The organism is Rhodococcus sp. RDE2, from assembly GCF_020885655.1.
Classification (GTDB): Bacteria; Actinomycetota; Actinomycetes; order Mycobacteriales; family Mycobacteriaceae; genus Rhodococcus; species Rhodococcus pyridinivorans.
Genome location: NZ_AP025186.1, coordinates 1,791,735 through 1,804,894, shown reverse-complemented (window position 1 = coordinate 1,804,894; position 13,160 = coordinate 1,791,735). Strand labels below are relative to the sequence as shown.

General features: G+C 68.5%; 15 protein-coding genes. 9 read left to right on the top strand and 6 right to left on the bottom strand.

From position 1 onward, the window contains the following. Positions 1-11 precede the first annotated feature (11 nt). Together LPH33_RS08410 and LPH33_RS08405 are read right to left on the bottom strand one after the other, a co-directional pair. Positions 12-863, bottom strand: coding sequence for a DUF5995 family protein (locus tag LPH33_RS08410; RefSeq protein ID WP_160877180.1), 852 nt, complete (start codon positions 861-863; stop codon positions 12-14). A 133-nt stretch (positions 864-996) separates the two neighbouring features. Next, on the bottom strand, positions 997-1,836 hold the full coding sequence (locus tag LPH33_RS08405) for a sulfurtransferase (protein WP_229567804.1): 840 nt from the start codon (positions 1,834-1,836) through the stop codon (positions 997-999). A 184-nt stretch (positions 1,837-2,020) separates the two neighbouring features. Between LPH33_RS08405 and LPH33_RS08400 the strand changes: the two genes are divergently transcribed. After that, positions 2,021-2,494, top strand: a complete 474-nt coding sequence (locus tag LPH33_RS08400; RefSeq protein ID WP_024103679.1) for an acyl-CoA thioesterase — start codon at positions 2,021-2,023, stop codon at positions 2,492-2,494. A gap of 4 nt (positions 2,495-2,498) precedes the next feature. On the opposite strand, the gene LPH33_RS08395 is transcribed toward LPH33_RS08400, so the two are convergent. After that, positions 2,499-2,987 (bottom strand): Lrp/AsnC family transcriptional regulator, encoded by a 489-nt coding sequence (locus LPH33_RS08395; protein WP_016693767.1) that lies wholly within the window; start codon positions 2,985-2,987, stop codon positions 2,499-2,501. 166 nt (positions 2,988-3,153) lie between these two features. On the opposite strand from LPH33_RS08395, the gene pdhA reads away from it, so the two are divergent. Genes pdhA through LPH33_RS08380 form a run of 3 tightly spaced genes read left to right on the top strand, consistent with a single transcriptional unit; the run spans position 3,154 to position 6,554 of the window. Next, a complete protein-coding gene (gene pdhA / locus LPH33_RS08390) occupies positions 3,154-4,251 on the top strand; it encodes a pyruvate dehydrogenase (acetyl-transferring) E1 component subunit alpha (protein ID WP_088899337.1) in 1,098 nt (365 codons plus the stop codon). Then, the gene (locus tag LPH33_RS08385; protein ID WP_016693765.1) at positions 4,248-5,231 is read left to right on the top strand and encodes an alpha-ketoacid dehydrogenase subunit beta; all 984 of its coding nucleotides are present in this window, start codon (positions 4,248-4,250) and stop codon (positions 5,229-5,231) included. The genes pdhA and LPH33_RS08385 overlap by 4 nt, the downstream gene beginning before the upstream one ends. A gap of 9 nt (positions 5,232-5,240) precedes the next feature. Beyond that, positions 5,241-6,554 carry a dihydrolipoamide acetyltransferase family protein gene (locus LPH33_RS08380; RefSeq protein ID WP_229567802.1) on the top strand — a complete coding sequence of 438 codons (1,314 nt, stop codon included), beginning with the start codon at positions 5,241-5,243 and terminating at the stop codon, positions 6,552-6,554. Positions 6,555-6,639: 85 nt separating this feature from the next. On the opposite strand, the gene LPH33_RS08375 is transcribed toward LPH33_RS08380, so the two are convergent. From LPH33_RS08375 to LPH33_RS08365, 3 genes are read right to left on the bottom strand one after another with little or no spacing between them, the layout of a single operon-like run. Beyond that, the gene (locus tag LPH33_RS08375; RefSeq protein WP_088898712.1) at positions 6,640-8,064 is read right to left on the bottom strand and encodes an NAD(P)(+) transhydrogenase (Re/Si-specific) subunit beta; all 1,425 of its coding nucleotides are present in this window, start codon (positions 8,062-8,064) and stop codon (positions 6,640-6,642) included. Beyond that, entirely contained in the window at positions 8,064-8,393 is a 330-nt protein-coding gene (locus LPH33_RS08370; protein WP_006552916.1) for an NAD(P) transhydrogenase subunit alpha, read from the bottom strand. Before LPH33_RS08370 ends, LPH33_RS08375 begins: the two co-directional genes overlap by 1 nt. Continuing rightward, entirely contained in the window at positions 8,394-9,521 is a 1,128-nt protein-coding gene (locus LPH33_RS08365; RefSeq protein WP_006552915.1) for a Re/Si-specific NAD(P)(+) transhydrogenase subunit alpha, read from the bottom strand. Positions 9,522-10,152: 631 nt separating this feature from the next. On the opposite strand from LPH33_RS08365, the gene LPH33_RS08360 reads away from it, so the two are divergent. Genes LPH33_RS08360 through LPH33_RS08340 form a run of 5 tightly spaced genes read left to right on the top strand, consistent with a single transcriptional unit; the run spans position 10,153 to position 13,160 of the window. Then, the gene (locus LPH33_RS08360; protein ID WP_088898713.1) at positions 10,153-10,917 is read left to right on the top strand and encodes an SIR2 family NAD-dependent protein deacylase; all 765 of its coding nucleotides are present in this window, start codon (positions 10,153-10,155) and stop codon (positions 10,915-10,917) included. 9 nt (positions 10,918-10,926) lie between these two features. Next, positions 10,927-11,367, top strand: coding sequence for an HIT family protein (locus LPH33_RS08355; RefSeq protein ID WP_088898714.1), 441 nt, complete (start codon positions 10,927-10,929; stop codon positions 11,365-11,367). Further along, the gene (locus LPH33_RS08350) at positions 11,364-12,218 is read left to right on the top strand and encodes a maleylpyruvate isomerase family mycothiol-dependent enzyme (protein ID WP_088898715.1); all 855 of its coding nucleotides are present in this window, start codon (positions 11,364-11,366) and stop codon (positions 12,216-12,218) included. The genes LPH33_RS08355 and LPH33_RS08350 overlap by 4 nt, the downstream gene beginning before the upstream one ends. A 4-nt stretch (positions 12,219-12,222) precedes the next feature. Further along, entirely contained in the window at positions 12,223-12,873 is a 651-nt protein-coding gene (locus LPH33_RS08345; RefSeq protein WP_088898716.1) for a Type 1 glutamine amidotransferase-like domain-containing protein, read from the top strand. Continuing rightward, positions 12,870-13,160, top strand: coding sequence for a GNAT family N-acetyltransferase (locus LPH33_RS08340; protein ID WP_016693758.1), 291 nt, complete (start codon positions 12,870-12,872; stop codon positions 13,158-13,160). Before LPH33_RS08345 ends, LPH33_RS08340 begins: the two co-directional genes overlap by 4 nt.

Genomic DNA, 13,160 nt, shown 5'->3' with positions numbered 1-13,160 from the left:
CGACTCCGCCGTCAGACGATTCCGCCCTGCTCGAGACCGTCGAGCACCACGGTGGCGGCGTCGACCGCGACGTTCATCTCGAGGCGGGTGATGTCGTGCGTGGCGGGGTTCTGCAGACCGAAGTTGTTGACCCACGCGGCCGTTCGTGCCGACTGGAACATGAACGTGGTGGTCTCGGTGTCCCCCACCAGGTCGCCGACGAACCAGCCGGTGAAGAACGGTCCGAGGTCGACGCTGTAGACCGCCTCGAACTCCTCGGCGATCACGGGCGCAGCATCGACGAGCGCTTCACCGAAGGTGTAGAAGTCGCGGGTGTGCTCGGGCGTCGATCCGATGGTCACGAGCGCTTCCGGGAAGTCGACCACCAGGTGGGCGACGATCGCGCCGAGCAACACGCGACCGGGGCTGCGGTCGCACTGTTCGGTGAGCGCGAGCGCTTCCGCCCAGTGCGGCGCCGGCGACCCGCCGGCCACGTACTCGTGCAGATTCGCCAGGTAGAGACGCACCACTTCGACGGCGAGCGCGGACGCCCATTCCGGATCGTCATAGATCCCGGAGTCGAGGGTCGGGCCGGTGAGTTCGAGGATCTCGTCGAAGGCGAGGACGAACGTGCCGCGGTAGTCGTCGCTGCGGGTGAGGAGGTCGCGCAGCTCGGCGATCCGGGTGCGGGCGTCGTCGAAGGTGTCGATTCCCGCGGGATCGGTCAGGGCGGCGATCTCGGCCTGGGGAGCGGCGGATACGCAGTGGGACGGTGCCGTATCGGCCGGCACCGGCGCGGCCGAGACGGTCGGTGCGGCGAGCAGCGTCGCCAGGACTGCAGCACCTACCGTGAGCGTCGTACGGCCTCGGGCGAAATGTTTCATTTGCGTTAATTTACCGGGCGTTTCTCCGGGATACTCCGGGGTGTCCCATTCGCGGCCGGCTCCGGCGTGCAGTTCTCGTCGGCGATCTCGCGCATCGTCGACGAGAACTACGCATCGGTCGGCGGCTCGCCGCTCAGCTGCCCGTGGCGACCTCCCGCTTCGGGTCGGCCGACCACTGCGACCACGAACCCGGATACAGGGCGGCGTCGATGCCCGCGATCTCCAGTGCAGCGATCTCGTGTGCGGCATTGATTCCGGATCCGCAGTACACGGCGACGTCGGTGCGCTTCACGCCCAGCTTCGAGAAGCGGTATGCGATCTGATCCGCGGGCAGGAACGACCCGTCCTGACGGAGGTTCTCGGTGGTCGGCGCGCTGACCGCCCCGGGGATGTGGCCCGCCCGGCGGTCCACCGGCTCCTCGTCGCCGCGGTACCGCGCGTGGGCGCGCGCATCGAGCAGAACTCCGTGGGACGCGTAGGTCGCGGCCTCGTCGGGACCGATCGTGGGCATGTGGCCGGGGCTCAACGTCACGTTGCCGGGCTTCTTCTCGCCGCCCGGACCTGCGGCGAGAGGGTGCCCACCGGCGATCCACCCCTGCAGTCCGCCGTCGAGCAGCCGCACCTCGGAGTGACCGGCCCAGCGCAACAGCCACCACGCGCGGGCCGCGGCCAGATCGCCGCTGTCGTCGTATGCGACGACGAGAGCACCGTCGTCGATCCCCCACCGGCGTGCGATGGCCTGGAAACGGTCGATGTCGGGCAGCGGATGACGGCCGAGCTCGGGCGCGGGCGGATCGGCGAGATCCTCGTCCAGGTCGACGTAGACCGCGCCGCTGATGTGTCCTTCGAGGAATCGGTCCCGCCCGCGTCTGTCACCGAGCGCCCAGCGGACGTCGAGTATCACCGGCGACCGGCCCTGCTCGATCATCTCGGCGAGTTCGACGGTGGAGAGGAGAACGGGAGTATCGGACATGATCCGATCCTGACACGAACGGCACACGCCGTTCCGGCTTTGGGGCGACACGCCGTGCGTGCCGGGACGACCCCCGCAAGCGGACACGCCCTGTGCACGTCCGATTCGAGGGTTTTGCGTCTCGGTTCGGGATTGGCGTGGGGGTTGGTCTGATTTGACGTGCGGAGAGCACTATCGTCGAGACGTGAGCAACCGCCAACCGACGAGCCCAGCCGCCCCGCCTGAGCCGGAGCAGTTCCCGGTGTTGTGGCCCATGCAGACGCGTTGGGCCGACAACGACCATTACGGCCACGTCAACAACGTCACGTACTACTCGTACTTCGACTCGGCGGTCAACGGGTGGCTCATCTCCACCACCGGTGTCGACATCCGCGAACTCGACGCGATCGGGGTCGTGGCCGAGACCTCCTGCCGCTATCTCGCCGAATTGTCCTTCCCCGACCGCCTGCAGGTCGGACTGGCGGTCGAACGTCTGGGCACACAGTCGATCACCTATTCGCTCGCAATCTTCCGGGAGGCCGACGACACCCTGATCCCGGCGGCGACCGGCCGGTTCGTCCACGTCTACGTCGATCCGCAGACGCGCCGCCCCGTCCCGATCCCCGATCAGATCCGCAAGGCCGCCGCCCAACTGGCCACGCCGAACGCGGGCCGCTGACGCCCTACGTCGCGTCGTCTCCGCTGCGCCCGGCCGCCCGGGCCAGCAGCGGAGCCGTCCGCTGCGGGACGAGGTCCTGCATGACCAGCGACATGTCCGTGCGCTCGACGCCGCGAATCTTCAGGATCCGGCCCGCGAGCCGATAGAGGTCGTCGGCGTCACGGGCGACCACCTTCACCGACAGGTCGATCTGCCCGGTCAGCCCGTAGACCTCGGTGACCTCGGGGATCTGTGCGAGTTCGTCGACGACCTCGTCGAGACGGTGCTGATCGACCCGGGTGGCCACGTAGGCGGCGAGCGGATAACCCAGGCTGACGGGATCCACCCGCCGGTCGAACGAGGCGAGCACGCCCTCGGCCTCCCATCGGGCGAGACGCGCCTGGACGGTGTTGCGGGACAACCCGAGACGCTGCGCGAGTTCCACTCCCGTGGCCCGTGGTGTGCGCGTGAGTTCGAGCAGCAGACGCGCATCGGTGGCATCCAGACTGGTCATTCTTCGCAGTCTGCCAGCTGAACGCACCCTGAAACCGTGCTTTCTGCACGGTCGGGGGCGGATCGATTGCGCACGCGCGATTTGCCCGGATGATGTGATGTACGGCACACATCATCCGGTCGGGCCTCACGAGGGCACGCCGGATCCGCACCGACGAGGTGATCAGATGGTTGTACCGACCGCCTATCCGGTCCAGTTGATCCAGCCCGACGGGCGACGCGTCCTCGACACCGAGTACGGCCCACTCGTCGCCGACGTCGGCCCCGACGAACTGCGCGGGCTCTACCGCGACATGGTCGTCGCGCGACGCGTCGACGCGGAGGCCACGGCCCTTCAACGGCAGGGCGAGCTCGGCCTCTGGGCGCCGCTCCAGGGCCAGGAGGCCGCGCAGGTCGGCTCCGCCCGGGCACTCGCGCCCGACGACTACGTCTTCACCAGCTACCGCGAGCACGCCGTCGCATTGTGCCGCGGCGTCGACCCCGCCGACATGACCCGCCTGTGGCGTGGGTGCGGCCTGTCCGGATGGGATCCGCAGACGGTCGCCACCACCAACCCGGCGATCGTCGTCGGCGCCCAGGGCCTGCACGCCACCGGTTACGCGATGGGCGCGAAGCTCGACGGTGCCGAGATCGCCACCGTCGTGTACTTCGGCGACGGCGCCACGAGCCAGGGCGACCTCTCGGAGGCCATGGTCTTCTCCGTCAGCTGGGGTGTCGGCGTGGTGTTCATCTGCCAGAACAACCACTGGGCGATCAGCGTGCCCACCCATGTGCAGAGCCCGGTCCCTCTGGCCCGGCGCGCCGCCGGATTCGGGATGCCGGCCGTGCAGGTCGACGGCAACGACGTCCTCGCAGTCCTGGCGGTGACCCGGCGCGCCGTCCGGCATGCCCGCGAGGGTGCCGGACCGTTCTTCATCGAGGCACTCACCTACCGCATGGGCCCGCACACGACCTCCGACGACCCCACCCGCTACCGCACACCCGCCGATATCGAGGAGTGGAAGGCACGCGACCCCATCGATCGGCTGCGACGACTGCTCGAACGCGAGGGGCACGCGGACGAGGACTTCTTCGACGAGGTCCGGTCGGCCGCCGACGATGCCGCGATGCGGCTACGACGCGGCACGCTCGGGATGCCCGACCCCGAACCCGACGCCCTGTTCGACCACGTCTACGCCACCGAGCATCCGCTCGTCGAACAGGAACGTGCTGACTACGCCGAGTATCTGGCGAGTTTCGGACCCACGGAGGAGGCGCGACGATGACCACCACGACGATGACCCTCGGCGGCGCCCTCAACGCCGGACTCCGCCGTGCACTCGAACACGACCCCAAGGTCGTCATCATGGGCGAGGACGTCGGCACCCTCGGTGGTGTCTTCCGCATCACCGACACCTTGCAGAAGGATTTCGGTGAGGGTCGCGTGATCGACACTCCGCTCGCCGAATCCGGGATCGTGGGAACGGCCTTCGGGATGGCGCTGCGCGGCTATCGGCCCGTGTGCGAGATCCAGTTCGACGGTTTCGTCTATCCGGCCTTCGACCAGATCGTCTCGCAGGTCGCGAAGATCCACTACCGCACCGCCGGTGCCGTGGTGGCCCCGTTGACCGTCCGGATCCCCTACGGTGGCGGCATCGGTGCGGTCGAACACCATTCGGAATCACCGGAGGTGTACTTCACCCACACCGCGGGTCTGCGGGTCGTGAGCCCGAGCACTCCATCCGATGCGTACTGGATGATCCAGCAGGCCGTCGCGCTCGACGACCCGGTGATCTTCCTCGAGCCGAAGCACCGCTACTGGGAACGCGGTGAGGTCGACACGGACACCGCACCCGACCTCCCGCTCACGTCCGCGCGGGTCGTCCGCTCCGGTTCCGACGCGACGGTCGTGACCTTCGGTGCGCTGGTCGGCACCGCGCTGCGCGCAGCCGAGATCGCCGAGGCGGAAGGACATTCGCTCGAGGTCGTCGATCTGAGGTCGCTGTCCCCCATCGACTTCGACACGATCGAGGCGTCGGTGCGACGGACCGGCCGGCTCGTCGTCGTGCAGGAGGCGCCGGTCTTCTGCGGCATCGGCGCGGAGATCGCCGCCCGCACGACCGAGCGGTGCTTCTATCAGCTCGAGGCACCGGTCCTGCGGGTCGGCGGATTCGACATCCCCTACCCCCCGGCCAAACTCGAATCCCACCACCGCCCCGACCCGGATCGCATTCTCGACGCGGTCGACCGCGCACTCGCAGCGTGAGGCGCACCGATGACCAATCCCACACGCGCAGTACAGGAATTCCGTCTTCCCGATCTCGGTGAGGGACTCACCGAAGCGGACTGGGTGCACTGGGTCGTCGCGGTCGGCGATCGTGTCGAACTCAACCAGGTCATCGGTGAGGTCGAAACCGCCAAGGCCACGGTGGAACTGCCGTCGCCCTATGCCGGCACGGTCGAGGAACTGCTGGTCGAACCGGGGCAGACGGTGCCGGTCGGGGCACCCCTGCTGCGGATCGCCACCGAGGACGGGCCCGCCGAACCGGCCGGTGACAGCAGCGGCCCGTCCCGACCGTCGGTGCTCGTCGGCTACGGACCCGGCGACGCCCCGCAGAGCAGGCGCGCCACCCGCCGCGCCTCACCGGACGCCGGGCGGGACCGCGACACCCCACCCGCCCGACCCGACGCGAAGCCCGGCGCACGCAAACTCGCGGCCCTCCTCGAGGTCGATCTGGACACGGTGACGGGCACCGGACGCGGCGGTGTGATCACGCGCGACGACGTGCGGCGGACCGCCGGGCACGGCGAAGAACCCACCGCCGGGCACGGCGAAGAACCCACCGCCGGACGACCACACCCGCCCTCCCCTGAGCCGTCCCCCGAGCGGATCACGCGTATACCCGTCGGAGGGGTGCGCAAGCGGACCGCCGAGGCCGTCTCCCACAGCGCCTTCACCGCCCCGCACGCCAGTGTCTTCCTCACGTGCGACGCGACCGCCACCGTCGATCTGGTGTCGACCCTGCGCGCGTCGCCGGCCTTCGAGGGTGTCCGTCCGACGGCGCTGAGCATCGTCTCCCGCGCGCTGGTGCACGCGATCGCCGACGAACCGTCGCTCAACGCGCACTGGGACGACGACACGGGTGAGATCGTGCTCCACCACGACGTGCATCTCGGGATCGCCACCGCGACCTCGGACGGCCTGAAGGTTCCCGTGGTCCGGGAGGCCCAGCGCCTGTCGTTGCCGCACCTGGCCCGGTCGATCGCCGAGGTCGCCGACCGTGCGCGGACGGGCCGCTCCACGCCGTCCGAGCTGACGGGTTCGACGGTCTCGGTGACGAACGTCGGAGTGTTCGGCGTGGACGGGGGAACACCGATCCTCAATCCCGGCGAGTCGGCGATCCTCGCCGTCGGCGCGATCTCCGACCGCCCGTGGGTCGTGGACGGTGCTCTCGCGATCCGGAAGGTGGTCACGCTGTCGCTGTCGTTCGACCATCGGCTCGTCGATGGGGAGCAGGCAGGACGGGCACTCGCGACGATCGGTGCGTTCCTGGGCGATCCCGTGCCCATGCTCCTCGCCGACAAGTAGGTGAGCGCGGCCGCCCCGACGCCGACGGCGCCCACGCGGTGATCCGCGTGGGCGCCGTGACGGAGCAGCGACAGGTCCGGAAGGCCTACAGGGCCTTCAGTTCCTCGGTGACCTCCGAGACCATCTTCTTCGCGTCACCGAACAGCATCGACGTGTTGTCGGCGGTGAACAGCGGGTTGTCGATACCGGCGTAACCGGAGCTCATCGAGCGCTTGAGCACGATGACCGACTTCGACTGGTCGACGTTGAGGATCGGCATGCCGTAGATCGGGCTCGACGAGTCCAGGCGGGCAGCCGGGTTGGTGACGTCGTTCGCGCCGATGACGATGGTGACATCGGTGCGGTTGAACTCGCCGTTGATGTCGTCCATCTCCTTCATCGCGTCGTACTCGACGTCGGCCTCGGCAAGCAGGACGTTCATGTGGCCGGGCATACGACCGGCGACCGGGTGGATCGCGTACTTGACCTCGACACCGCGGTCCTCGAGCAGCGCGGCCATCTCCTTGACGGCGTGCTGCGCCTGGGCGACGGCCAGACCGTAACCGGGGACGACGATGACCTGGTTGGCGTACGCCATCTGGATGGCGGCGTCCGAGGCCGAGGTGGCCTTGACCGTGCCACCCGACGCCGACGCCACACCGCCGGCCGCCTCGCCGCCACCGAAGGCGCCGAAGACGATCGCGGGGATCGACCGGTTCATGGCCTTGGCCATGAGGTTGGTCAGGATGGTGCCCGAAGCACCGACGATCATGCCCGCGACGATCATGGCCTGGTTGTTCAGCGCAAGACCGGCGGCCGCGGCCGACAGACCCGTCAGGGCGTTGAGCAACGAGATGACGACGGGCATGTCGGCGCCACCGATCGGCAGCACGACGAACAGACCCATCAGGCCGGCGGCGACGAGCAGCGCCAGGATCCACCACGAGGCCAGCGGCTCACCGTCGGCGCTGATGCCGATGTAGACGGCGATGGCGATCGACGCGAGGACGAGCACGATGTTGGCCAGCTGGAACAGCTTCGCCGACGCGACGAGCTTCTTCTCGAGGTTCTTGTTCAGCAGTTCCTGCAGCTTCGCGAAGGCGACGAGCGAACCCCAGAACGAGATCGAGCCGATGATCGCGGCGAACAGCGAACCGACGATCATGACCACGGTCGGGTCGTCGTCCAGCGTCGTGAAGCTGATGGACTCGAGATATTCTGCCCACGCGATGAGTGCGACGGTGCCACCACCGACGCCGTTGAACAGTGCGACCAGCTGCGGCATGGCCGTCATCTTGGTCTTCAGTGCCGGCGGGACGCCGAGGATGATGCCGACGGCCAGGCCGCCGATGATCAGACCCCAGTTCTCCGTCTCACGGATGTCGATGAGCACCGCGACGACCGCGATGACCATACCGACGGCGGCGATGTAGTTGCCGCGGACTGCGGTCTTCGGGCCCGTCAGACCCGACAGACCGTAGATGAACATCGCGAACGCGATGATGTACAGGACCGAGACGAGGTAGCCCATCAGGCGTCAGCCCCCTTCTTCTGTGCAGCCGGGGAGTCCTTGCGCTGCTTGAACATCCCGAGCATGCGGTCGGTGACGACGAAGCCACCGACGACGTTCAGGGTGCCGAAGACCAGAGCGACGAACAGGATGATCTTGATGCCCCAGTGGGCATCACCGGGGAGATGACCGAGCACGACGAGAGCGCCGAGCACGACGATGCCGTGGATCGCGTTGGTGCCCGACATCAGCGGCGTGTGCAGCGTGTTCGGCACCTTGGAGATGACGGCGAAACCGACGAATCCGGCCAGGACCAGAATCGCGATGTTCGCGAGTAGTTCGTTGTACATCTAGGAGTTCTCCTTCGAACGCGTCACGCAGGCGGCTTCGAGGATCTCGTCCGAGAAGTCCGGGGCCAGGGCACCGGACTCGTCGAGCAGGAGCTCGATCAGCGCGTACACGTTCTTCGAGTAGAGCTCGGAGGCATGCTCCGGCATCGTCGCGGGCAGGTTGAGCGGCGAGCAGATGGTGACGTCGTGCTTGACGACGGTCTGCCCGGGCTCGGTGAGTTCGCAGTTGCCACCGGTCTCGCCGGCGAGGTCGACGATCACCGAACCCGGCTTCATCCCCTCGACGGCGGCGGCGGTCACCAGGCGCGGCGCCGGGCGGCCCGGCACGAGCGCGGTGGTGATGACGACGTCGAAGCCCTTGATGGCGTCTTCGAGCGCCTGCTGCTGCTGGGCCCGCTCGGCCTCGGTGAGCTCGCGTGCGTAGCCGCCCTCACCCGCGGCGTCGATGCCGAGGTCGAGCCACTGGGCACCGACCGACCGGACCTGGTCGGCGACCTCGGGACGCACGTCGTAACCGGTGGTGCGGCCACCGAGACGCTTCGCCGTGGCCAGCGCCTGCAGACCCGCGACGCCCACACCGAGCACCAGCACGGTCGCCGGCTTCACGGTGCCGGCGGCGGTGGTGAGCATCGGGAAGAAGCGGGTGGATTCGCTCGCCGCGACCAGCACGGCCTTGTATCCGGCGACGTTCGCCTGCGACGACAGGGCATCCATGACCTGCGCGCGGGAGATACGCGGAATGGCCTCGACGGCGTACGCCTCGACTCCGGCCTGCGTCAGGGCACCGATCTGGTTGTCGGCGTTGCGCGGGGCGAGGAAGCCGATCAGTCGCTGGCCGGACTTCAGGTGGGCGATCTCGGCGTCGCTCGGCGGAGCGACCTTGACGACGATGTCGGCGGACCAGGCGTCGCCGACGGTTGCGCCGGCCTCCTTGTAGGCCGCATCCGGAATGAGCGCGCCCTGGCCGGCACCGGACTCGACGACGACGTCGAGCCCCTTGCCGATCAAGGAGGGCACGATCTTCGGTACGAGCGCGACCCGCCGTTCCCCGTCGTTCGTCTCACGAACCACGCCGACGGTCGGACGGCGGTGCGCTCCGCTCCCCGTGTTCGATCCTTCGGTACTCAATTCTTGACTCCTGCGTCGATGAAAGTGCGCGTCGTGCCGCGATCGGCGGCGAAAGATGCGTTATCGAAGGCCATGTGACGGCCTGTCATGCACTGAAAGGCTTAAGCAGACCTACCGTGCCCTCCCGTGACCTCGCAACCTGGTCGGATCATCTGAATCGAGTCCGAACAGCAAGATGGCGCAAGTTTGTGAGGCAGCTCACCTCACAAATGCCATTTTCCTCCGGTGAGCAAGACCGTGTAGGACGATCGGAATCGGTCCCGGAAACGGCCCGGGGAACGGCCTCCGATGCGAAAGAAGGCGGTGTGCAAACGGATTCGTTCCGCGTGTACCGAACGACGGTGTGTACCGATTCAGAACACGTCGGAATCGATTCAGATGACCGGTCGCCGGACCCGACCTTTGCGCTCGTCCGGCAGTCGGCGTAGAGGGGCGTCCGTGACACACGAACCTCGGAAGGACCCCGCGAACGACAGCACCGAGGACCTCGGCGGCGACCCGGTCTGCTGGCTCCATCTCCTCTGCCCCGACTGCGGGGCGATGATCACGTCCGAGGAGGAGCCGTGCCCGCGATGCGGCAGGGAGCACCCGACCCCGGGTCCCTCCTGACCCGAGCACCTAACCTGGCCTCATGAACGTGCCGGAACCCGTCCTCGACCTCGCCCGCTCGGCCCGGCGCGTCGCCGTCCTCACCGGCGCCGGGATGTCCGCCGAGAGCGGTGTCCCCACCTTCCGCGACGCGCAGACCGGACTGTGGGAGAACTTCGACGCCACCGCGCTCGCCACACCGGAGGCGTGGGCGGACGATCCCGCGACGGTCTGGGCCTGGTACCAGTGGCGGGTCGCGCTCGTCCGGCGGGTGCAACCCAATGCCGGACACCGGGCCCTCGCCGACTGGGCACGGGCGGCCCACGTGCAGATCGTGACGCAGAACGTCGACGACCTCCACGAGCGGGCCGGAAGCACCGAGGTCACCCATCTGCACGGGAGTCTGTTCGCCCCGCGGTGCAGCCGGTGCAAGCGTGCCGTCGACCTCCCCGACCCGCCGGAGGATCCCGTCGCCCGTCTCGCTCCGCCGTCGTGCCCCGCATGCGGAGGCGACGGGCGGCCGGGCGTCGTGTGGTTCGGCGAGATGTTGCCGCAGGAACCGTGGGAGACCGCGACCGAATCCCTGCGCGAGGCGGATCTGCTGCTGGTCGTCGGCACCTCGGGTGTCGTCTACCCGGCGGCCGGCCTGCCGTCGCTCGCGCGCAGTCACGGCGTGCCGGTGGTGCAGATCGATCCGCGCGAGACCGATCTGAGCGATCAGGTGGACCACGCCTGGCGCACCACAGCCGCCGTGGGTCTTCCCGCCCTCGTCGACGCGCTGAGGATCGGGACCGACACACCGCGTTAAGGTGACCCGGTGAGTTCCTGTGTGTTCTGCGCCATAGCCGACGGCAGCGGTCCGGCGACACGGGTGTACGAGGACGACGAGGTCGTGGCCTTCCTCGACATCCGGCCGATCGCGCGCGGACACACCCTCGTGATCCCGCGCATGCACGCCGCACGCCTCGAGGACCTCGATCCGGCGTCGGGTGCGGCCGTCTTCCGCGCCGGACAACGGATCGCCCGGGCGATGGCCCGTTCCGAACTCGCCACCGACGGAACCAATCTCGTCCTGAACGACGGACGGGCAGCGTTCCAGACCGTCTTCCACACGCATCTGCACGTCCTTCCCCGCTGGGACGGCGATCGTGTCCGGATGGGTATCGGTCTGGTCCGCCGTCGACCCCACGACCCCGAGACCACTGCGGCACTCATCCGCGCCGGTCTCGAACGTCTCACCGCCGAGGAGCACCAGTGACATCGCAGCCCGACACCACCTCCGACACCTCCGCTGCCGAGTTCCCGATCGACACGATCCGGCCGCTGCTGCTCGAGCAGTTCGCCGTGCTCGACGACCTGCTCTCGGGACTGACCGAGGACGAGTGGACCACCGCCACCTGCCTGCCGGGATGGACCATCAAGGACATCACTGCGCATCTCATCGGCACCGAGTCGATGCTCGCGGGCATCGAGACTCCGCGCGTAGAACGCGACGTGCGCTCGTTCGACCACGTGCGCAACGACATCGCGGCCTTCAACGAGCTGTGGGTGGAGTCGCTGCGTCCCGTCCCCGGCGCGGACGTGCTCGAGCGCTACCGGGAGATCGTCGCCCTGCGCACGGAGCAACTCGGCGCGATGACCCAGGAGGACTTCGGGAAGCAGTCGAACACTCCCGTCGGGCCGGCGCCCTACGGGCGCTTCATGCGGATCCGCGTGTTCGACTGCTGGCTCCACGAACTCGACATCTGCGACGCGCTCGGCAGGACGGGCAGCGAGGGCGGCCCACGTGCCGAACTCGGATCGGCGGAGGTCTTCGGCGCGGTTCCGTTCATCGTGGGCAAGCGCGGCAAGGCCCCCGAGGGAGCACGCATCACGATCGAGCTCTCCGGTCCCCTCGCGCGCACCGTCCACGTCGAGGTGCACGGACGGGCCACCGAGGTCGCGGCCCTGTCCGAACCGGCTACGTCGACGATCGCGATGGACTCCGGATTGTTCGTCCGGCTCGCCGGTGGACGCGTGCGCGCCGAGGACCGGATCGACGAGATCTCCCTCGGCGACGACACCGAGGTCGGACGCCGCATCGTCGACAACCTCGCGTTCACGATCTGACGTCGTGCGGCTGTTCCTGTCCTCCTACCGGTTCGGCACCGACCCGGACGCCTTCGTCCGTCTGGGGGTGCCGGGCCGGATCGCGGTGATCGCGAACGCTGCCGACGCGTGGCCGGCCTCGGCCCGCGCGGCGGCGGTCACGAGCGAGATGGGCCCGCTGCGGTCGCTCGGCTTCGAGCCGGAGGAGGTGGATCTGCGCGATCACCTCGACGATCCCGACTCGCTGCGGCAGCGTCTGTCGGGCTTCACCTCCGTGTGGGTACGCGGCGGCAACACCTTCGTCCTGCGAGCGCAATTGGCGCGCAGCGGAGGCGACGCCGTGCTCACCGAGCTGGTGCACAGCAACCGCCTCGTGTACGGGGGATACAGCGCCGGGGCCTGCGTCGCGACACCGTCGCTGCGCGGCATCGAGTTCTCCGACGACCCCGACGAGGTCGCCGCGACCTGCGGTGTCCCGGTGGTGTGGGACGGACTCGGCTGGGTCGGGCACGCGATCGTGCCGCACGCCGGCGACTCGCTGCTGGGCGACGACGGGATACAGCGGACCCTGCGATATCTGCGCGAACACGGCGTCGAACACGTCGCGTTGACCGACGACGACGCGATCGTCGTCGACACTCCTCCGGGGCACGCTCCGAGTACGGTGAAATCATGACGCAGAACATCGACGGCACCGAACCCCGGATCGAGCACGACGCCGACAAGGCCCGCTTCGCGCTCTATCTCGGCGACGCCCTCGCGGCCTACGCCGACTACACGCAGCACGGCGACCTGCGGGACTTCGACCACACCGTCACCGACCCGCAGTTCCGCGGTAAGGGTCTCGCCGGGATCGTGGTGAAGCACGCCCTCGACGAGACCAAGAAGCAGGGACTGAAGATCGGTACGTCCTGCTCGTACGTCGAGAAGTTCGTCTCCGAACATCCCGAATACCGCAACTGA